This is a genomic window from Polyangium mundeleinium (assembly GCF_028369105.1).
Lineage (GTDB): Bacteria > Myxococcota_A > Polyangia > Polyangiales > Polyangiaceae > Polyangium > Polyangium mundeleinium.
This window is the reverse complement of sequence record NZ_JAQNDO010000001.1, coordinates 3,485,133-3,505,739: the sequence shown is the minus strand read 5'-3', so window position 1 is coordinate 3,505,739 and position 20,607 is coordinate 3,485,133. Positions and strand designations below refer to the sequence as shown.

Genomic DNA, 20,607 nt, shown 5'->3' with positions numbered 1-20,607 from the left:
ATGGACGGATCGCCTGTCAGAAAGGACGCGCCCGAAGACCTCGCGCCCCGCTCCTCCACGCGCCTCATCGACGAGGGCGCGGCGCTCCGCGCGAGCCTGCTCCAGGAGCTCCCGGAAATCCCGGCGCGTTACCTTTACGACGACACCGGGAGCGAGCTCTTCGAGCGCATCACCGGGCTCTCCGTGTATTACCAGACCCGCACGGAGATCTCGATCCTGGAGCGCGCCGCCGCGGATATCGTCGCGCACGCGCGTCCACACCACCTCGTCGAGCTCGGCAGCGGCGCGGGCCGGAAAATCCGGATCTTGCTCGATGCCCTGCGGGCGGACGGTCCTTCCGTCACCTGCACCATGCTCGACATCAACGAGCTCTTCTTGCTCCAGTCGATCGATCGCCTCTCCGCCGATTACCCGGCGTTCGTGTTCCGCGGCGTCGTCGGCAATTTCATGACCGATCTCGGTCGCCTCGGCCCCGCGGGCGGGCGCCTCGTCGTGTTTTTCGCCGGCACCGTGGGCAACCTGCACCCGGACGAGCGCCGCTCGTTCCTCGGCGACCTCGCGCAGCGCATGAATGACGCGGACGCGCTGCTCGTCGGCGTGGATCTCGTCAAGGATCCGGCCCGGCTCGAAGCCGCGTACGACGACCCCGAGGGCGTCACGGCGGCCTTCAACCTGAACGTGCTCTCCGTCCTCAACCGGCGGTTCGCGGGGAATTTTGATCCGTCGGCCTTCCGGCACCGGGCTTTCTACGACCAGAAGAACGCCTGGATCGAAATGCGCCTCGTCGCGACGCGCAAGAACGCGGTCCGCCTCGACGGGCTCGACCTCCGGCTCGCCTTCGACAAGGGCGCCGAGATCCGCACCGAGCTCTCCTGCAAGTTCACGCGCGCCTCGCTCGAGGCTTCCGCCGGCGAGGCCGGCCTCACGACCGACCGCTGGTACACCGACCCGGCCGACCTCTTCGCCCTCGCCCTCGTCCGGAGGCGTCGTTCGTGACCCTGCCCCTCGAATCGTTCTGGAAAGAAAAACTCGACACGACCTACCAGCGCACGGACCTCCTGTTCAGCCTGCTCCCTCGGGAGGCCCTGCTCGAACGGCCGATCGGCCTGCGCCACCCCTTCCTGTTCTACCTCGGCCACCTCCCGGCGTTCGCCTGGAACCAGATAGGCCGGGGCGTGCTCGGGGCGGGGCACCTCGACGAGGCCTTCGACGTCCTCTTCGAACGGGGCATCGATCCCAAGGACGAGACGAGCGCGCGCCGGACGGCCCTTTCGAAGTGGCCCTCCGTCTCCGCCGTGCTCGCCTATCGCGACGAGGCGCGCCGCGCCGTCCGCGCGCGGATCGGCGAGGCCCTCGGCCGCGCGGACGACCCGCTCTGCGCGAACGCGCGCATCCTGCACCTCGTCGTCGAGCACGAGCTCATGCACCAGGAGACGCTGCTCTACATGTTCGCGGAGTGCCGCGCAGGCCTGATCCCGCGCCCTGCGCGCATGGCTCCGCCCGCATCCGGCGAAGGCCGCGCCGCCGAGCGCATCCGCATCCCTGCGGGCGACGCCGTCGTCGGGGCCGCCTGGGACGAGATCCCGTTCGGCTGGGACAACGAGTTTGGCAGGACCCACGTCTCCGTCGGCGCCTTCTCCCTGGATTCTCTGCCCGTGCGCAACCTCGATTGGCTCGTGTTCCTCCGAGCGAGCGGCGATCCCCCGTCGCTCCTGCCCCGCTCATGGATTCCTAGAGGCGCTCGCCTGTTCGTCAAGACGGTGTTCGGCCCCGTGCCCTTCGACGTCGCGAAAGGGTGGCCCGTGCAGGTCTCGGGCGAGCAGGCGCGGGCCTATTGCGCGCACCACGGCGGCCGGCTGCCCACGGAGGCCGAGCTCTGCCGCGCCGCCTACACGGCCCCGGACGGCGCTCGCAGACCCTATCCCTGGGGCGACGCCGCGCCTGCGCCCTGCCACGGCAATTTCGATTTCGCCCGGTTTTCCCCCTCGCCCACGGGCGCGCATCCGGCTGGGGCGAATGCGTGGGGCGTGGAAGAGCTCGTCGGCAATGGCTGGGAATGGACGAGCACGCCTTTCTCACCCCTGCCCGGGTTCGTCCCGTACGCCCGGACGTACCCCGGCTACTCCGCGGATTTCTTCGACGCCGAGCATGACGTCGTGTTCGGTGCCTCGTGGGCCACCGACAAGACACTGCTCCGCCCGAGCTTCCGCAACTGGTACCGACGGACGTATCCGTACGCGTTCACGAGTTTTCGTGTCGCGTGGGACGAGTGAGCGACCGCGCGCTCTCCCGGATCTGCGCCAATCGCCCCATCGCGCCCGAAAGCGCCGGATACAGCCCCACGTACACCTCGCGGTAAAGCCGCTCGTACACCCCTCGCCGCTCCCCGGGGACGAACACCTCGCCGCGCGACGTCATCGCCGCGGCCGCCTCCTCGATTCCCGCAAACGCCCCCGCCCCTGCCGCTGCCAGGATCCCCGCGCCGAGCGACGTCGCTTCGCTCGTCCCCGCCCGCACGATGGGTTTGTCGAGGACATCCGCCAGGATCTGGCACCAGAGCGCGCTGCGCGAGCCGCCGCCCATCACGCGGAGCTCCTTGATCGGCCCCGACGCCCGCTCCACGCCGTCCGTGTGCAATCGCTGTTCGAGCGCGATGCCTTCAAGAATCGCCCGGTACAGATGCGCCGGCCCCTGCCCGCCGGAGAACCCGAGCAGGAGGCCCGTCGCCGCGTCGTCCCAGTAGGGATTCATGACGCCGTGGAAGTACGGCACGAGCACGAGCCCGTCCGCGCCCGGCGGAAGGCCCTCCGCGTCCCGTTCGAGCGCGGCCAGCGTCGACGACGACGCCTCCGCGTCCCCGCCGAGCAAACGCGCGAGCCAGGTGAGCGTGAACGTCCCGCCTTTCAGATCGGTCTCGTACAGGAACGCGCCCGGCGTCGCCGCCATCATCGTCCGGAAGGCCCGATCCGTGCGGTACTCCCGCGCAATGACCCCCGACACGATGGCCGTGCCGAGGTTCAGATACATCACGCCCGGCCCCACGACGCCCGCGCCGAGCGCCGCGGCCTGCCCATCCCCTGCGCCTGCAAACACCGGGATCCCCGCCTCGATCCCCAGGTCCGCGGCCACCTCACCGCTCACCTCGCCGATCCGCTCGCCCGGCTCGGCGAGCGCGGGGACCTCCGACGCGGACAAACCTGCCCATTCAAGGATCTCCGCGGAAAAACCCCGCGCCGCCATGTCCACGAGGCCCGTGGGATCCGCGCTCGCCACGGACGTGACCAGCCGGCCCGTGAGCCGGTGGGCGAGAAAGGCGTGCACATCGAGCATCCGCACGGGACGCGAGGCGAGGTGCGGCGCGATCCGGTTGCGCAGGTGGAGCAACTTGTAGAGCGAGGGTGTCGTGCAGGGGAACTTGCCCGAAATCTCGTGCAGGCGCGCCTCCCCCACCTTCGCCGCGAGCACCGCGACCTCCGCCCGGCAGCGCGCGTCCATCCACACGAGCGCGGGATGCAACGGCTCGCCGCGCTCGTCTGTCAGGACGAACGTCTCCCGCTGGTGCGTGATCGTGATCGCCCGGATCCGCCGCGCGCCCCGGTCCCCGAGCGCATGAGCCACCTCGCGTGTCGCGAGGGCGAGGGCCTCCCACCAGGTCCGCGCATCTTGCTCCCACGCGTCCGGCGCCGGGTTCGAGAGCGGGATCGGCGCGCGGCCCTCCGCGACGGCGCGGCCCTCCCGGTCCCACGCGATGGCCTTGCACGCCGTCGTGCTGCAATCGATCCCCAGGAAAAGCGCGTCGTCCCCCGCCTGCATCGTCAGACCCCGAAAAACGAATCGAACGGCATCTCCACCGGCGCGTCCTCGAGCGCGATGGCAATCAGCTTTCGCAGGAGCGGCAATTCTCCCGGGCCGAGCTCACCCCGGGCCTCGTACGCGGGCAAGGCCCGGCGCATGACGTCGAGGATCTCCAGGCATTCGAGCGTGGCGCCTTCCATCCGCGCGACGGCCTCGCGCGCGCCGATCCCGAGCCCGAGCAGCCGACCAAACCGACCCGTGCGGCCGCCATTCATCGTGACGTCGAGATCCCCCACGCCGGGGAGCCCCGTGGCCGTCATCGCATCACCGCCGAGCATCGTGATGACCCGCATCATCTCGCGAATGGCCTGCGCGAACACGGCGCTCTCCCAGTTGTGCATCGCCACGCTCCCGGGCGCGCCGCCGTTCTTCTCGTGCAGGCCCGCGCCGAGCGCGACGCCCATCGCGTACGCATTCTTGAGCGCCGCGCAGACCTCGGCGCCGATCACGTCAGCGCACGGAAAAACGTGATAATAAGGGCCGCGGAGCGCGCTCGCGAGCCTGTCGAGCGCCTCGCCGTCCCTCCCCGTCACCACGACGGACGTCGGCACGCGCCGCGCGAGCTCCCCCGCGATGCACGGCCCCGCGACGGCCGCCGGCGACACGCTCGCCCGCACCTCCTCGGGCAAACCGCACCGAACCACGTCGGGAAGCACCATCAGCCGGCCGGCCTCGCCGTCGAGCTCGAGCCCCTTCGTGATCATCACGAGCGGCAAGCCGGGCCGCGCGTGGGTCGCGATCGTCTCCGTGGCCCAGCGAATGCCCGCCGAGCTCACGCCGAACGCGAGGATGTCCGCGCCGCGGACGGCTTCTTCGAGCTCGGCCGCGAAGAACGGCCGGATGGAAGCGGGCAGATCGAGCTTCAGCGTCGGGTGAAGCCCACGTGCACGCAGGCTCTCGATGATCGTGGCGTCGAGATGCGTGCCGACGAGGCGCACGTCGTGCCCGCGATCGACGAGCGGCACGCAAAACGCGCTGCCCATCATGCCGGCGCCGAGGACGGTGATGACGGCCATGGTGGCGCGGAGGGTACCCAGAACCGTCGCGTTTGCAAGGAGTTGCCCGGGGGGATTGCCTGCGGCGGGCCCCTCGGTATCATCGCGGCCAAACCAAGGCGGGAGGTCTTCGTGAGCGGAGAGGACGAGGGCAGCAGCGGCAAGAAGATGGGGGGATTTGCGGCCGTGCTCGCGGCGATCGGCATGTTCGTCGCGCGGGCCGGCGACGATTGCGCGAAGGTCGGCGCGAAAGGCGCGATGCTCGGCGACGACGCTGCGCGAGGCCTCGGCCGCGCGGGATCCCTCGCCGACGACGGCCTGCGCGGCGGCGGAAAGCTCGGCTCGCTCGCCGATGACGGCATGCGTGGAGGTGGAAAGCTCGGCTCGCTCGGCGACGACGGCATGCGCGCGGGCGCGAAAGGGCCGCTGCCCGGCATGCACGGCCCCGAGGGCGGCGGCGGCCTCGTCGAAGAGGCGATGAACGCAGGCGCCAAGGCCGAAGGCCACGCGGGCGACCTCGCGGAGCTCGGCGTCGATGTCTCGATGGAGATCCTCTCGAACGTGGGCCCGAGCGACGGGGACGAGGACGACGATCACGCAGGCGAAGCGCCCGTCACGGGCGGCGTCCGCATTCCGCCCCCGCCGAGCGCGACCAGCAAAAAGAGCCATCCTGCCGATTTGCTACGGGCGCGGAACGTCGTGTCGAGCCCGATGCTGCTCGGCCTCGCCTCCGGGGCCCCGAACACGATCGCGAGCGCGACGGAGCCATTCGCCTGGCTGGAGAGCCACGGCGCGCACAACCCCGTCGGGCTGCTCTACCTCGCGCGCGGCAAGGTCGACACGAAGACCACGATTCCGCTCGTCTCGTCCGCCAACGATGCGACCGACGACGCCACGATCCACCGGACGTGCCTCGGGCTCGGGATGAACTGCGTCGTGCTCGTCTGCGAGCCGATCCCCGCGGGCGCGAAGGAGCCGTGCGTGAAGGGCGCAGTCGCGGCCTGGAAATCCGTGGAAGCCCTGGATCTCGGCGCGAAGCCCGCCCTGCGGGACTTCCTCGGCAAACTCCTCCTCGCGCGCGCGCAGCGGCCGTCCTTGCAGTACCTCGTCGTTTCGCGGCTCGACGTCGACACCACGCCCCCGCGGATCGTTCGGAGCCGCGTCGACATGAAAACCACGCCGGCGAAGCCCTGAGGCCCACCGCGCGCGCCTTCGCGCCCCGATCCGCGCCTACCGCACCAGCCTCACATGAAGCTCGCCCGCCGCGTCGAGCCACGCGACCTCCCTTCCGTCGCGTGATAACGCGACGGATTGCGGGTTCGTCACGGCGAACTCCGCCTGCTCCTCCTCGTCCCAGCGCACCAGGACGGCCTCGCCCGTGAGCCAGGCGAACGTCCCATCCCCCGCCACGTCCACGCTCCCGGGCCCGAGACACAGGGCGCCGCTGAAGCTACGATACGTGTCCGGGGCCAGCGCCACGCAATCCCCCTCGCCGTCCGGCCGGACGGAGACGTACCACGCGGCCGTACTGTCGATTGCAATCGACACGGTCCCCCGATCATCGAAATCGGTCGGCCAGCATTCGCCTCGGCCAAGCTGCTTGTTCGTCTCGTCGAACGGTCGAATCTCGAACCCGCGCTGATGCCACCCCACGGATCCATAGCACGTCCGGTGCCCCGAGATGCGCGCGCTCATCGAGCAAGGCCACACGCCCGTCGGCGTGGAGCACCCGCTCGCCGTCCGCGAGCACGAGATCACCCGTCGGATCCAGCGCCGCCGCGATCCACGACGGCGCAAGGCCGTGCTCGTGGATCCTCCCGCCCGGCTCACGCACGAGCACACGATCCGGCGCGACCCGCGCGACGAGGCCGGCTTCGCACCAGACGAGCGGCGCCGCGGTCCGCGTACCGTCGTCGCTCACGAATCCCGCTTCCGCCGCGGCGGCTTGAAGAGCCCCACCTCCGGCGGCGGCGAGGCCGCGCGTTCGACCTCCGTCGCAGCACGCAGCTCCGCCGCGAAGGCCGGATCCTTCGCCGCCCTCCGCCCGAGCGAGCGCCGCAGCGGCATGAGATCGGCCCGCCCGAGGCCAAGCTCTTCCAGGCACCGCGACAGCTTCCCGTGCGCCGCCGCGACCGAGAGGCGCGCGTGCCCCTGCACGTCGACCTTCCGGCCGAGCGCTTCCATGCGCGCGACGTAGATCCGATCGAAGGCTTCGAGCAGCGCGCCGTCCGCGCGCCCGGCGTCTTCCGCGATGATGGCCGTGCTCTCGGCCTGGATGCGCGCCCATTTCTCCTCGTCGAGCCCGTGCCGGCGGAGCGTCACGCCGACGTCCACGGTGGGCCCGGCGATTTCCGCCGCAATCGAGGCATATTTCTCGAGCGGGAGCGGCAAGAGCAGCGCGGCTCCCGGCAATGCGGGCTCCCCCTGCTCGGGCTCGGGCGGCTTGGGTTCGAGGGGAATCGTCGGCAGCGTGACGAGCGCGGGTTTGACGGCGTCCTTCGGCGAAAAAGGAACGGGCACGGCGCTCGCAGGCACGGGCGCTGGCGGAGGCAGGGGCACGGACGCCGGCGGCGGCACGGACGCTGGCGCAGGCGAGGACGGCGGCGCGGCCTCCGCCTTCACGAAGGGCAATCCCGCGCTCGGCAAGACCCGCGGCGCCTCTCCGGTCTGCGGGCGCGGCGGCGCCGCGGGAAAGGGTGTGGCGGGAGAGAAACCTTCGGTGGCTCGGTCGAAGGCCCGAGCGTCACGCTGCCGAACGGGAGGACCCGCCCGGACGGCGGGGGTGCAGAGGGCCGCGCCGGCGTCGGCGGATCCGGCTCGATGTCGAGCTCTTCCTCGAGTTTGGCAGGGACAGGCGCCGGCGGCGGGGGAGGCACGGACGACCGCTCGAACGGCGTGGCGGGACGAATGACCACTGCGGGCGCCCCCACATGCACCGTGCCGCTGCCGAACGGCAATGCGGGGCGCGGCGGCGCGGCGGGCGCAGCCGGCGCGCCGGGCGCAGCAGGTCGGAAGGGCAAGGCCGGGGCCTTCGCGGACGCGGAGCCGCTCGTGGTGCCGCCCGATCGCACCTGCCCGATCGGCCGCGTATCGTGCCTCCTTTCGAGCGGATGTAACTCCGGCGCGCCCGCGACGTCCTCGAGCGAGCCGCCTTGCCGCACCAAACGCCCCCGATCCGTGTCGATCGTGAGCGTATCACAACGCAGCGCGATCTCGCTGACCCGGCCCGTCTTGGGATCGATCCGAAAGGCCTGCGGCCGCGCCGCCGGCAACCGTGTTTCGACCCGCTCCAGCGTCGGATGCAGATGTTCGAGCACGAGCGTCGCGCCGGGGCGCAGGAGCGGGATCTGCTGATCGGACGGCGCGGCCTGGAAAAACCCGAAATCGAACCCCTCGGGCGCCGGGCCCGGCTCCTCGCCGCGCGCGGTCGTCGCCCACCGATGTCCCTCGTCGGACACGAGCCGCCGCCGCTGCGGCCATCCCGGCGCGAGCGGGCCGAGGCCCGGGGTTTGTCCCGCGGATGCGACCACGTTCGCCACGGCCATCGCGTCGCGCGACGGCGGCGCCGCGAGATCGATCCCGACCGGATTCCCCTCCCCGCGCGCCGCGCGCTCATACCGAAGCGGCATTCGCGTGAAGGCGGCCGGCGGCCCCGCCGCGAGGCCCTCGGGCCCGGACGTGAATCGCCGATCCCCGACGAGGCGCAGCCCCTTCGCGAACTCGCCCATTTCGATGCGGCACGACAGCTCCGTGACGGGCGCGCCTTTGGGCGCGAACGCGTGCCCGACGACGAGCACGTCCGTGCGTGGCTTGAGCGGCGCGAAATCGGTGGCGAAGCGCAACGACGCGCCCGGCTCGTTCTCCCAGGTGACATCCCCCGAAGGCTCGTCCTGCGCCGGCGCGACCGTCGCCTCGGCCCCGTGTACGAGCAGAAACGTCGCTTTGACGAGGATCGTGAGCGAATGCACCCCCAGCGCGGCCTCCCAGACGAAGGCCGCCGCAGGGAATGGGCAAAACGAGCGGATCTCCAAGACGAACCAGGTGGTGAAGAGCTCGCGGCCTAGGGCGCGAGCAGGAGCACCTTGACCTGCGCGGGCACGATCGCGAGGCCGGGACAGTTCGTGTTGTTCTGGATGTTGAAGCTCGTCATGCGCGTCGCTGGAATGCCATTGACGAGCACGGTGAAGGCCCCGGTGATGGGCCGCGTCGGCGACATGATCATGCCCGAGGCCACGCCCATCGCGATGCCCGGCGTGTCACCGATCGAAATGAGCGGCGTCGTCAGGAGGTGATGCGCCGGCGTGCACATCCAGAGGACGTTGAACGAGGGCGGGAAGCCGAGCGGGCCGAAGGACACGTTCGGATACGGGATCGGCACCGGGACCGGCATGGGCGTGAGGCACACGTCCGGAAACCCGAGGTTCACACCGCCCAATTGCGAATTTCCGAACATGACGCGCCTCCTCCCTGCCCCGGTGTTCGCTCACCCGAGATGAATCTGCTCGCCGTCCATCTTCACGAGCTCCTCGGCGGTGACGATGGCGTTCTCCGCGCGAAGGCTCATGACCTGCTTCGCAGAATAATCGATCCGCTCGGCCTTGACCTGATCGACCTCTTCCACCTTGCGGAACGAGCGCTTCACCCGCTCGCTCACGCGCTCGACGACGCGCTCGACGATGCCGCCCTCGTGGCGCAACTTGCCGATCTCGCTCCGCACGAGCCCGCCGAGGTACGAGAGGCTGTCCATCACCACGCTGCCGGTCGCCGCGTGCACGCGCACGCCGTCGGCGAGGACCGAGACGTCCTTCTGCGAGACGAGGTCGATGCCCTCCTTCGAGGCCACGCGCACGCGGCCCTCCGGCACCTTGATTTCGAGATCCCCGTCGCAAGCGAGCGACGCACCCGCGCCCTCTTCGCGCTCCAGCACGGCGAGGACCCACGCCGCGCCACTCGGGGCGCCGGCCACGAGGACGAAATCGTCGATCCGCGGCTCGACGAGGCAGCTCGTCGCGCGCCGCGCCCGCATGTCGCCGCGGCCCGTGCGGACGATGAAGAGCCCGGGCTCGGCGTGCACGACCGTGCCCATGACCTGGTATGCCTCGAGCTCATCGAGCTTTCTCGCGAGATTGCCGTTCATGTCGTTCTCCGTGCCCTCTCCCTAAGCTCCGCGCCTCGAAAACCCGCCTCGATCACGAGGCCGGCAAGAACCCTTCCGCCTCGGCGAGCTCCGCGTCGTCGCCGAGCGCGATCTTCCGGGCGAGCCCGAACGTCGCGTCGTCGTCCTTCACGCGATGGAGCCGCGTCCGCAGCATGTTCGCGCCCGCGAAATCGGCGCGCGAGATGTCCGCATTCGAGAAATCCGCATACGAGAGCGTGGCCCCGCCGAAGCGCGCGCCCACGCACGTGGCGCGGACGAACACCGAAAGCTCGAGGTCCGCCTTCTCGAAATTCGCGCCCGTCGCCAGCGCCTCCACGAAGAGCGTCTCGCGCAGCATCGCGCCCGAGAGAATCGCCCCTTCGAGCTTCGCCGCGGCGAACATGGCCTTCGGCGCCCGCGCCTTTTCGAGCTTCGCGCCGCGCAGATCCGCGCCCTTGAAATTGCATTGTTCGAGGTTCGCCCCCGAGAGATCCGCGCCCGCGAGGTCCGCGTCCACGAACTGCGTGCAGCCGAGATCCATCCCCGAGAGATCCATGCCCGCGAGCACCGATTCGTGCAGCACCGCGATCTCGAAGCGGGTCTTCGTGATCAATGTCTTGCGCAAATCCGTCTTCGCGATGACCGATTGCTTCACGAGGCTGCCCCGCAAATCGAGCCCGTCGACCTTCGCGTCGACGAGCGCGCCGCGATCGAAGGTGACCTCGGCGAGCGAGGCGCCCGAGAGATCACACTCGACGAAGAACACCGTGAGCAGGTTCGACCCCGAGAGATCCGCGCCCGCGAGGTTCGACTCGACGAAGCGCGCGATCGGCGCGTAAATCTTCTTCAAATTCGCGCCCGTGAGCTTCGATTCGAGGACGGAGGCGTGGTGCAGGTTCGCCCCTTCGAGGTTCGCCTCGGAAAGATCGCAGCCGCAAAGCACGCTCTCCTTGAAGCGAGCGCCCGCGAGGTTCGCGCCTTTGAGCGCGACCTTCTCGAAGATGCCGCCCGAGAGGTCGGCGCCCGAGAGATCGAGCCCGGAGAGATCGATCTCGCTGACGATCTCCCCGCTCTTCACGAGCGCGACGAGCTCTTCGCGGTTCATCGGGCCGACCTCTGGTGCACGACGCGCTTCAGGTTCGCCTGATCGAAGCGCGTCTCGTCATCCCCCACGGCGCGGAGCAGATCCGCCGCGAAGAGGTTCGCGCCCGTGAAATCGGCGCCCGCGAGGCGCGCCTTGTGCAGGATCCCGAGCATGAGGTTCGCCGAGACGCATTGCGCGTTGCGGAGGTCCGTCCCGACGAAGCGCGAATCCACCGCGATCACGCGCGCAAGGCTCGCCCCGCGCAGATCCGCCTCGGAGAGGTCGCTCTTCGAGATCGTCGCCTCCGTGAAATCGGACGATTGCAGCCTCGCCCCGCGCAGGTTCGAGCCCGGGAGCTTCGCGCCCTTGAAGCTCGTCCGCTCCATCGTCGAGCCGTGCACGACGCGCACGTTTTCGAGCGTCGCGCCGTCGAACCGCGCCCCGTCCGCGGTCACGCCCACGAACGTGCACGACGTGAGATCGGCGCCCGTGAAATCGGCGTCGGCCAGATTCGACTCGATGAAGCTCGATTTCCCGAGCCTCGCGCCCGCCCAGCGGACGCCGTGGAGGTCACACTTGACGAAAAAAAGCTTTTCGCCACGCGCACCCGAGAGATCGGCGCCTTCGAGCCGCAGCTCGATCAGGAGCGCGCCGTCGAGCAGCACGCCGAGCAGCTTCGCGCCCGCCGCGTCGGTCTCGTGCAGCGTCGCGCCCGAGAGGTCCGCGCCCTCGAAATCGGCGCCTTCGAGCCGCGCGCGCCCGAGGTTCGCCTCGCGCAGCGAGGAGAGCGCGAGGCGCGCATTCGTGAGGTTCGCCCGCGCGAGCACCGCGCGATCGAGCTTCGCGCCCGTCAGGTTCGCGCCCGTCAGGTTCGCGCCTTCGAGGTAGACCTCTTCGAGATCCGCGCCCGAGAGATCGATGCCCGAAAGATCCGCGCCCGAGAAATCACGCCGCGCGAGCTTCTCGCCCGTCGCATAAGCGCGCCGGATGTCGGCCCGCGCCCGCTCGCTCTCCTCCGGCTCCATCGGCGCCGGCGCCTCGGCGTGGTGCGCCGCGATCCGGTACGCCGTGTGGACCTGCTCCTCGGCCTTGCGCAACTGGTCGAGAAGCCCCGGATCCGCGAGCTTTTCGGCGACTCCCGGGAGCTCGACCCCCGCGTTCTTCGAAAGCTCCGCCATGTCGCGCAGCTTCTCGATTTCCTTCTCGGCGCTGAACTTGGGCGGGCCCGTCTTCTCGCGCCGCGCCTTCTTGATGATCTCGTCGTAATCGAGGCCCTGCGCCGCGCACATCGCGCGTACCTTCTGCTCGGCCTCCGCCTGCTTCTTCTCGGCCTCGGCCTTTTGCTTGTCCGCCTCGGTGTTCATCCGATCGACGTACGCCGGCAGGTCGTCGAGGCTCGGCACCTCTTCCTCGGGCGGGATGGTTTGTCGCGGCAGCGTCTCCGGGTCCGCGCCCATCGCAATCGCGCGCTCGCGGCCGCGGTCGAGCTCGGCCTGCGCCTTGCGCCGTGCATTCTTCAGGACGAGCATCTCCTGCTCGATGGCCTGATCGTACTCGTCCGCGAGGACCGGCGCGGCCTTCGGGGCCGTGGCGAGGCTGCGCGGCATGAGGTCGGGATCGCGCAGGATGTGCAGGTGCGCATTCTTGCGATCCATCCGCTGCGCGAAGACCTGCTCGTAATGGGCGCGCGGCTTCGGCTCGTCGCCGAGGTCTTCGAGCGCCGCCATGGCGACCCGCACGTCGGAGGCGTCGGGCTCCTCGATCTCGTGCAGGCCCCGGAACATCACGATGCCGCGCCCGAGGTGCGGGAAGAGCTGCACCGTTTCGAGGTGCAGCGGGACCTCGACGAGATCGTCGCCCTTCTCCGGCGAGAGCTGCAAGAAGCAACGCGCCACCACGCCGGGGAGCTGCGACTCGATCACGCTCTCGTCCGGGTGCATGTTCTCGATCCGGAACGCCTCGTCGCCCCGGAAAAACCCTTCGAGGCGCTGATCCGGCGGCGCGACGTTGAAGACCCCGAAATCGGTGTCGAGCGCGAAGCCGGGGAACTGCTCCTCCAGCCATTTCTTGTCGTACGTCCCCATCTTCGCGAAATGATGGGGCCAGGTGAGATCAAAGGGCCCGAGGCCCGCCGGCTCGGGGCGGTCGCCCTTCGATTTCACGACGTGCCGCGGATCCTCGACGTTCGGCAGCGGGTGGCTCGTTTGGCCGGACTCGGTCTTGATCGGCGCGAGGCCCTTGCCGACCGGGTTCTGCGGGTATTTCTCGCCGCCGAACGCGTGCGCCCAGTCGATGGGCATCTTCGTGAACGGGGCCGGATCACTCGGGCCCATGAGGCCCCAGGTGCGGTCGCCGATGATGTACAACGTCTTGTCGATCGTCCCGAGCGAGACTTTTACGTGCGCGTAGGGTGCCTCTTTTTTGCCCGGCGGATAGCAATGCCCCGTGACGAGCAGCTCGCCCCGCGGCTTCCACATGCAATGGTCGAGCACGCCGAACCGGCCGAGCTCCTTGCCCGCCATCTTCCAGAGGTCGACCTCGGTCCCGATCGATTTCGGCGAATCGAACGGGAAGAGCGCCATGACCGTGGGCACGAAGAGGCACCGCCGCTTGTGCTCGAAGGTGCGGTGCACGAAGGAGAGCCGGAGAGGCTTCAGGATCTTCACGCGCGAGGATCTCGCTAGAAAACGCTCTGCTCAGGTGTTGACGTGCAAACCAGCGACGCCGAGGCTCAGGCCCTTGGCCTCGAGCTTGTTGCCGATCGCCTGGAGCTTGAGGCCAAGCGCATTCAAGTTCGTCGCCTTCATGTCCATGGCGACGGGCGAGATGCTGATCGAGGGCCCGAGCGTGAGCGCGAGCGCGACGGCCGCCGTGATGTCGACTTTGATGCCGCCGAAGAGCGAGACCTGCCCGCCGGCAAACCAGCCGAGCGAAAACCCGAGGTGGCCCGAGAACGTGGCCCCATGCGTGAAGCCGGAGAACTCGGCCGCCTTGAACCACTCGACCGGGCCCTGCGTCGAGATCTTCTGGTTGCCGTTGATCGACGTGGTCATGTCGCCCTTGACCGTGAGGTCGTAGGTGCCGTCGATCTTCTCCACCGAGGGCCCAGTGACGTGGATGTCCTGGTTGCCGTCGACGAAGAGTTTGTCCTCGCCCGTCACGCCCTGGAACCGCGTGCCGAGGTAGATCCCCGTCATCTTCCCGTGCACCGTCTCGTCGTAGGTGCTGTGGAAGCGCTCGGTGTTCGTCCCGTGCACGTTCAAATCGACGACGGCCTTGTAGACCTGGGTCGTCGTGCTCGCGACCTGGAGGTCGAGGATGTTGTTGTAACGGACCGTGACCGCGCCCTCGACCGTCTCGTCGAGCGTCGCATTGTAGGTCTGCGTGACGGGGTTCGTGACCGTCGTCGTGAACGGACCTTCGTACATCTCGGTGATGGTGCCGTGGACGTCCTCGGTCTTGTTCGCCATCACGTCGACGTCGAGGTTCACGCCCGTGTAAATGTGGCCGCTTCCGTCGGTGCGGAGGTCGAAGTTGTAGGCGCCGGCGCCGAGGTGGAGCGAGGAGTTGAGCTTCGGCGCGTAGATGTGCACGTGCGTCGAGCCGAGGAGATCCTCCATCTCGATGTAGTTGTTCGACCCCGTGCGGATCAGGTTCTTCGTGTAATTGTTTTGCGTCACCACGCTCGGCGTCTCGGCGTTGTGCGCGGCGCCCGCGATCACGGGGCGATCCGGGTCGCCGCCGAGGAACACGAGGTGGACCTCGGTGCCCTTGCGCAGCGGGAAATGTTGCCCCTCGACGGTGCCGCCGTGCGGCTGGAGCATGCGCACCCACGTGGAGCGCGAGCCGTCGATCGCGTCGCCCTCGTCGAAGAAGATGTTCACCTTGTAGCGGCCGTGCCCGTCGATCTGCGCATACGGGCTCGCCGCCGTGCCGTCGACGACGCCGTCGACCACACCGTCGATGCGCGGCCAGGGCGTCTTGCGCTCGGCGCGGAACTGCGTCGCGTGCGGGATCGCGTGCACCGTGGCGAGGTATGTCTCCTTCGTGGGCGCCTCCTCCCCGAAGAGCATCACCATGTCCTCGCCGCTCGCCGATTGATTGCCGACGTGCTCGATCTCGATCGTGAGGTACTCGCTGTTGAACGCGAGCCGCGGGTGCTCTTCGAGCATGAACACGTACCCCGGCCGCAGATAGAACTGCGGGCCTGTGCCCGTGTACACCGTCTGCCGCGCCGCGATCTCCTCGGCGCGAATCGAGGCGTACCGCGTGCCCTCCCCCGGCGTCTTCACGTTCTCGCCGTAAAGCACGATATCGCCCTTGCCCGAGAGCTCGGCGCTGCCTTTGACCTCCAGGCTCGGCTTCAGGTAGTTGTAATCCGTCACCTTCACGCGGCCGGGCAGCGCGTTCGAGCGGCACCGGAACGAGCGGATCGACTCACCCGCCGAGACGTCGCCGGGCGGCGCCGGGAAATACTTCACCGGCTTCGGCGCGAGCTTCTTGTGCGCCGAACGCGTATCCGTGAAGACCAGGACCTCGTGATCCTCGCCCTGTTCGAAGTAGAAGTAGATGCCCTCACGCTCGGCGAGCCGGGCAATGAAATCGTAATTGCTCTCGCGATACTGGCAAACGTGCTCGAGCTTCGTGTACTCGTTCCAGAGCGAGATCCGGTAATCGTTCGCCCCAAGCCCGCCCTCTTTCAAGAGGGCCTCGATGATGTCGGGGATGCTCGCGTCCGTGAAGATGCGGCTGTGCCGCGTCAACGTGAGCTGCCAGTACGTCGGGACGAGCCGCGCGAGATAAAGTCCGTACGCGCCGTAATCGTTCACGAGCTCGACGGACGCCAGGATCCCGTGGAAAACGAACGGCGGCGCGCCGAGGCCCCGATCGATGTTCAGCGTGCCGCGGGCTCCGACCGCGGCGGCGACGTCGACGTCGAGCCCCGTGAGCTTCAACGCGATGTCGAATTCATAGGTCCGCGAAATGGCCTCCCGCCCCTTGAAAGCCGTGACCTGCGCCGTCGGGGGGAAGGCGGTGGACAAGAAGGTGAAGATCTCGCTCATCGCTCACGCTCCGGCACGTGGTGCGAGAGTAGAGCATGGGCCCGTGCCGGTCGTAAAGGGGCACCGCCCGGAAAGAACGCTCGCAGAGGTAGCGGAAAATTCCTGACGCTCGCGGCCTTGACACGCTCTCCTCGTGGCATGGATCATCCCATGCTGGTACGGAGGCAACACATGCGGATCGGTCGACACGCGAGGCTCGTCGGGATCGGGTTTGTGGCCCTCGCGGCCCTCGGCTGCGCCAAGGACGAAGGCGAAAACAACAGCACGAGCAGCACGGGGACGCCGATCGAGCCGCCCCCCGAGCCGTCGGCAAACCTCGACCGCAACATCCAGAAGACGGCGCTCACCGTGGATCTTTCGACGATGACCGGGAGCGCGGTGATCGATCTCGCGGGCTCGCTGGAGGACACGGGCGCGTCGTTCGAGGCGGCGGGGCTCGAAATCCAGGGCGTGTCGCGCGCCGAAGGTCCGCTGAAATGGACGCTCACGCAGGGCCAGCTCGACGTCGGCGTGCCCAGGTCGCAGGGCTCCGCGCAGATCACGATCGATTACACGTTCAAGGAGCAAGCGCAGTTCGAAGGGCTCATGGCGAAAGGCTCGACGCTCGTCTGGCCCTACTTCTGCGGCAATCTCTTCCCGTGCCATTCCGATCCCGCGGACGGAACGACGTTCACGCTCACGATCACGGGCACGCCCCAGGGTATGACCACGGTGTATCCGTCCGCGATCGCGATCGACGCGCCGTCCTACCAGATCGCCTGGGCGACGGGGAGCTACACGAAGCTCGACGTGGGGACGACGTTCCAGGGGACGAAGCTCGTGGCCTATTACCTGCCGGGCGGCGGGACGGACGCGCAAAAAGGGACGGCCGACCTGGTCGACATCATGAACTTTTACGAGACGATGCTCGGCGGCTATCCGTTCGGCAACGAGGCGGGCGCCATTGCGGTGGACTGGGGAGCGGGCGCGTACGGGGGCATGGAGCACCACCCGCTCTGGCACGTCTCGACGCTCGCCATGGGCGACCCGTGGATCCAGGCGCACGAGGCGGCGCACGGCTGGTTCGGCGACGGCGTGCGCCCGGCCTGCTGGGAGGATTTCGTGCTCTCCGAGGGCACCGTGAGTTACCTCGAAGCGCGGGCGATCACGGAGGTGATGGGCGCGGACGAGGGCATGAAGGTCTGGTCCCATTACACGACGCGCCTGAACACGGCGATGGCCGGCACCGCGCCGAAGATCGCCTGGCCCGAGGGCTGCGGCGTGGTCGATCTCCTGAAGGATCAGCTCTTCGGGGACATCGCCTACATGAAAGGCGCGTTTTTCTTCCGCGCGCTGGAGGCGAAGATGGGCAAGACGAAGCTCGACCAGTCGTTCAAATCGTTTTTCCTGAAGTACAAGGGAAAGGCCGCGCATTTCCAGGACCTGCTCGACTTCATCAAATCGGTGGGCGGGTATGACGCCACGGCCTGCGCGACGGCCTGGCTCCGCAGCGAGATGGTGCCGTCCGAGCAGGTTTGTCCTTGAAGCGCGAGGGCGCCCCCCGGAAGGACGGGATGGGTTTCGCGCCGAGGGCGCTCGTGGGAATCACGTTCGTGGCGCTCGTGCTCGCGGGCGCGGGGTGCCGGCGCCCTCCCCCGAAAAAGGACAAGCCGTTGCCGCAGGCGCCGCCTTCGGCGAGCGCCGAGCCGCTCGCGACGCCGAGCGCGGCTCCGGACGCGGACGAGGCGCCCGCGGGGTCGGCCGCGCCCGCGGGATCGGCGGGGCCCGCGGGATCGGCCGCGCTCGCGGGCGGGGGCGCGACGACCAAGCGCAAGCCGAAGACCGGCGCGCGGTTCCTCATCGACGGGCCGGAGCAGCCGATCGCAGTGGGTGGGGCGGCGACGGTCTTCTCGAAGGGCATCGTCTGGCGGCTCTCGGGCAATGCAGCGCAGGTGACCCTGTTCGGGCCCGACGGCCCCGCGCCCGGGCCGAGCGAGCCGGAGCGCGCGCGGAAATGGCCACGCGGGAAGGTGGCCGTCGCCGAGGATGCCTCGGGGGTGATGCACACGTACTGGGTCGAAGGGTCGGGGCTCGTGCGGAGCGCGCTCGACGCCGAGGGGAAACTCGGCGCGCCGGAGATCGTGGCGAACGACGCGGTGCCGGGAACGAGCCCTTCGGCGCTGCGCACGAGCGGGCGCGACGCGGTGGCGTACATGGCAGCGCCCAATGCGCGGAATGCGGAGCGGCACGGGCGATTGTGGGTCGAGGGGGGCGGCGTGCTGGATCTGTCGCCCGAGGGTTCGGGGGCGACGTCGATTTCGCTCGTGCCTGTCGGCGAGGGGCAAGCGATCGCGATGTGGCTCGACGCGCGGTCGGCGATGACGCCGGTGCACGCGCGGCGCTTCGAGATCCGCGAGAAGACAACGGCGCTCGCGGCCGACGACGTGGTGTTCGTGGGCGGTCCGCCCGAGGGATATCCGGAGCTCGTGGGGGTGCGCGCGGGCAACTCCGCGGCAGCGCTTTTGCCGCTCGCCACGGAGAAAGGGTTCGCCCTCCACGACATTCTCGTCGACTGGAACGGGAAGGCGAAGATCAAGACGCTCGAGTACCCGAACGGGCTCGATACGGCGCCCGTGGCCGCGGCGTCGGCGTGCGGGGAAACGTTCGCGGTGTACACGCGGCCCGAGACGAAGGAGCCGGGCTCGCCGCAGGTGCTGGAGATCGCGACGCTCGGCGGGAGCGGCGCGATCGAAGCGCAAGAGGTGGCGGCCTATCCGGGGCAGGTGCTCGAATTGCACGCCGCCGCGGCGGACGCGAATACGATCTGGGTGGCGTACACGGCGGGGACGAAGTCGTTCGCCATGCGGCTCGGGTGCGGGGCGAAGGCCACGGCGCCTGCCGCGCCCAAGGGCAAATAGAGTTACTTCCCTGCCCCGTCGATCACGCAGCCGAACCGCTCTGCGACGTAATGCGCGCGGCGCGTGTTCCAGAGCGCGGTGACGGTGACCGCCTTGCCCTCCATGTCGAAGGAGCGGCCGTCGATCGGGACGACGGTCTGGCGGATGAACCCCTCGCAATCCGGCTGCGGCCGGCCCTCGACGAAGAGGCAGGAGCAGAGCTCTTTCGCCTCGTACCCCGCCGGCAGCGACGGGAACGCGGAGAGGGCCTTCCAGTTCCAGGCGACGAAGAGCGCGACGAGGCCGACGATCACGCCGAGGCCCACGCCGACGATCTTCAGGATGCGCTTGGCCCGCTTCATCGCTTCACCAGCCCGGAGAGCAGCTCGAGGTAATACCCCTTCGTGAAGGCTTTTTCGCGATCGGGCACGCAGTTCTTCTGCACGTGGGCGGAGCAGCCGTACTCGCGGTCATCGCCCATGCGCACGGCGACGAGGTCGAGCGAGGGAATCACGAAGATCGACTTGCCCCAATGGCCGAGGGCCGCGAAGGTGTCGGGCGGCGCGGCGGGCCAGGGGCGCGGGATGTTCCGCTTGGGATCCCCGGCGTTCAGGTAGACCTGGGCCCCGGGGTTGTCTTCCCATAACGGCGGCGGGACGTCGGTCGTATAGTAGGCCGGGGCCATCGTGAGCGTGTAGGCGACCCAGCCCTCCGGCAGGAGGCGCTTGCCGTCCCATACGCCGTCGGCGAGGTAGAGCAGGCCCCATTTCGCGAGGTCGCGGGCGTTCGCGTAGAGGTACGAGGAGCCGACGAAGTTGCCGGCGCCGTCGCGCTCGAAGCGGGCGCTCGTCATGCCGAGGGGCTCGAAGAGCGCCTTCCACGGGTACGAGGCGTACTCCGCGTCCGACATCGTGGCGCGCAAGGCCGCGAGGAGGAGGTTCGTGTCGCCGCTCGAATAACTCCAGTGCGTGCCCGGGGCATGGGCGAGGCCGTGCCCGGCGACGAAACGAGGCATGTCGTCCTGGCCGCGCGTGTAGAGCATGGCCATGACCGAAGAGAAGACCGGGGAAGCCTCGTAGGTCTCGTTCCAGTCGATCCCCGAGCTCATGCGGAGCAGATCGGTGAGCCGGACGTTCTGTTTGTCCGGGCCGAGCGCCGTGTAATACTTGCCCGCGGGGTCGTCGACCTTGAAGCGCCCTTCCAGGGCCGCGATCCCGATCAGGGTGTTGACGAAGCTCTTCGACACCGACCACGTGAGCAGCGACGTCTCGGCCGTGGTGCCGCGGGCGTAATGCTCGAAGACGAGCTTGCCGTCTTTCACCAGGACGAACGCATTTGTGCGTTGTCCCTTGCGATCGACGTCGTCGCCGTGGCGCGCGAAGAGGTAGTCGTCGAGCTTCTTCAGCGCGGCCGGATCGATGCCCACGGACGCGGGATCCGCCGTGGTCCAGGCCCGCGTGGGCCATTCGGTCCGAGGTTTTACGGCGAACGGGGGCGGGCCCTGGAGGACGACGGGCGTGGAATCGCCGGCGCCTGGGGACGAGCAACCGGCGAGGGCGAGAAGCCCTACGAAAAGCGTGGCGCAAATGGAGCGCAT

General features: G+C 69.0%; 18 protein-coding genes. 5 read left to right on the top strand and 13 right to left on the bottom strand.

The window, feature by feature from the left end; genetic code table 11:
- A complete protein-coding gene (gene egtD / locus POL67_RS14195; protein WP_271917875.1) occupies positions 1-996 on the top strand; it encodes an L-histidine N(alpha)-methyltransferase in 996 nt (331 codons plus the stop codon).
- Complete coding sequence (locus POL67_RS14190; RefSeq protein ID WP_271917874.1) at positions 993-2,273, top strand: SUMF1/EgtB/PvdO family nonheme iron enzyme; 1,281 nt, start codon at positions 993-995, stop codon at positions 2,271-2,273. The genes egtD and POL67_RS14190 overlap by 4 nt, the downstream gene beginning before the upstream one ends.
- Here the strand turns inward: POL67_RS14190 and POL67_RS14185 are convergent.
- Both POL67_RS14185 and POL67_RS14180 read right to left on the bottom strand, forming a co-directional pair.
- Complete coding sequence (locus POL67_RS14185) at positions 2,242-3,813, bottom strand: xylulokinase (RefSeq protein WP_271917873.1); 1,572 nt, start codon at positions 3,811-3,813, stop codon at positions 2,242-2,244. The genes POL67_RS14190 and POL67_RS14185 overlap by 32 nt on opposite strands.
- A 2-nt stretch (positions 3,814-3,815) precedes the next feature.
- Positions 3,816-4,871 (bottom strand): NAD(P)H-dependent glycerol-3-phosphate dehydrogenase, encoded by a 1,056-nt coding sequence (locus tag POL67_RS14180; protein ID WP_271917872.1) that lies wholly within the window; start codon positions 4,869-4,871, stop codon positions 3,816-3,818.
- A 111-nt stretch (positions 4,872-4,982) separates the two neighbouring features.
- Here POL67_RS14180 and POL67_RS14175 point away from each other — a divergent pair, with 111 nt between their 5' ends.
- Positions 4,983-6,044: a hypothetical protein gene (locus POL67_RS14175; protein WP_271917871.1), complete on the top strand. Its 1,062-nt coding sequence runs from the start codon at positions 4,983-4,985 to the stop codon at positions 6,042-6,044.
- A 36-nt stretch (positions 6,045-6,080) separates the two neighbouring features.
- On the opposite strand, the gene POL67_RS14170 is transcribed toward POL67_RS14175, so the two are convergent.
- Genes POL67_RS14170 through POL67_RS14130 form a run of 9 tightly spaced genes read right to left on the bottom strand, consistent with a single transcriptional unit; the run spans position 6,081 to position 16,134 of the window.
- On the bottom strand, positions 6,081-6,398 hold the full coding sequence (locus POL67_RS14170; RefSeq protein WP_271917868.1) for a hypothetical protein: 318 nt from the start codon (positions 6,396-6,398) through the stop codon (positions 6,081-6,083).
- A gap of 10 nt (positions 6,399-6,408) precedes the next feature.
- On the bottom strand, positions 6,409-6,771 hold the full coding sequence (locus POL67_RS14165) for a hypothetical protein (protein ID WP_271917867.1): 363 nt from the start codon (positions 6,769-6,771) through the stop codon (positions 6,409-6,411).
- Positions 6,768-7,496: a hypothetical protein gene (locus POL67_RS14160; protein ID WP_271917866.1), complete on the bottom strand. Its 729-nt coding sequence runs from the start codon at positions 7,494-7,496 to the stop codon at positions 6,768-6,770. The genes POL67_RS14165 and POL67_RS14160 overlap by 4 nt, the downstream gene beginning before the upstream one ends.
- Positions 7,469-8,881, bottom strand: a complete 1,413-nt coding sequence (locus POL67_RS14155) for a DUF2169 family type VI secretion system accessory protein (protein ID WP_271917865.1) — start codon at positions 8,879-8,881, stop codon at positions 7,469-7,471. The genes POL67_RS14160 and POL67_RS14155 overlap by 28 nt, the downstream gene beginning before the upstream one ends.
- A 29-nt stretch (positions 8,882-8,910) precedes the next feature.
- Positions 8,911-9,303, bottom strand: a complete 393-nt coding sequence (locus tag POL67_RS14150) for a DUF4150 domain-containing protein (RefSeq protein ID WP_136971234.1) — start codon at positions 9,301-9,303, stop codon at positions 8,911-8,913.
- A gap of 30 nt (positions 9,304-9,333) precedes the next feature.
- On the bottom strand, positions 9,334-9,987 hold the full coding sequence (locus tag POL67_RS14145) for a DUF3540 domain-containing protein (RefSeq protein ID WP_271917863.1): 654 nt from the start codon (positions 9,985-9,987) through the stop codon (positions 9,334-9,336).
- Between the two features lie 52 nt (positions 9,988-10,039).
- Positions 10,040-11,092, bottom strand: coding sequence for a pentapeptide repeat-containing protein (locus POL67_RS14140; RefSeq protein ID WP_271917862.1), 1,053 nt, complete (start codon positions 11,090-11,092; stop codon positions 10,040-10,042).
- Positions 11,089-13,737 carry a DUF2169 domain-containing protein gene (locus POL67_RS14135; protein WP_271917861.1) on the bottom strand — a complete coding sequence of 883 codons (2,649 nt, stop codon included), beginning with the start codon at positions 13,735-13,737 and terminating at the stop codon, positions 11,089-11,091. Before POL67_RS14135 ends, POL67_RS14140 begins: the two co-directional genes overlap by 4 nt.
- A gap of 30 nt (positions 13,738-13,767) precedes the next feature.
- Positions 13,768-16,134, bottom strand: coding sequence for a type VI secretion system Vgr family protein (locus tag POL67_RS14130; protein WP_271917860.1), 2,367 nt, complete (start codon positions 16,132-16,134; stop codon positions 13,768-13,770).
- Positions 16,135-16,305: 171 nt separating this feature from the next.
- Here POL67_RS14130 and POL67_RS14125 point away from each other — a divergent pair, with 171 nt between their 5' ends.
- Together POL67_RS14125 and POL67_RS14120 are read left to right on the top strand one after the other, a co-directional pair.
- Complete coding sequence (locus POL67_RS14125) at positions 16,306-17,658, top strand: M1 family aminopeptidase (protein WP_271917858.1); 1,353 nt, start codon at positions 16,306-16,308, stop codon at positions 17,656-17,658.
- Positions 17,659-17,687: 29 nt separating this feature from the next.
- Complete coding sequence (locus POL67_RS14120; RefSeq protein ID WP_271917857.1) at positions 17,688-19,031, top strand: hypothetical protein; 1,344 nt, start codon at positions 17,688-17,690, stop codon at positions 19,029-19,031.
- A 2-nt stretch (positions 19,032-19,033) separates the two neighbouring features.
- Here POL67_RS14120 and POL67_RS14115 read toward each other — a convergent pair whose 3' ends face one another.
- A complete protein-coding gene (locus tag POL67_RS14115) occupies positions 19,034-19,372 on the bottom strand; it encodes a hypothetical protein (RefSeq protein ID WP_271917856.1) in 339 nt (112 codons plus the stop codon).
- On the bottom strand, positions 19,369-20,607 hold the full coding sequence (locus POL67_RS14110; protein ID WP_271917855.1) for a serine hydrolase domain-containing protein: 1,239 nt from the start codon (positions 20,605-20,607) through the stop codon (positions 19,369-19,371). The genes POL67_RS14115 and POL67_RS14110 overlap by 4 nt, the downstream gene beginning before the upstream one ends.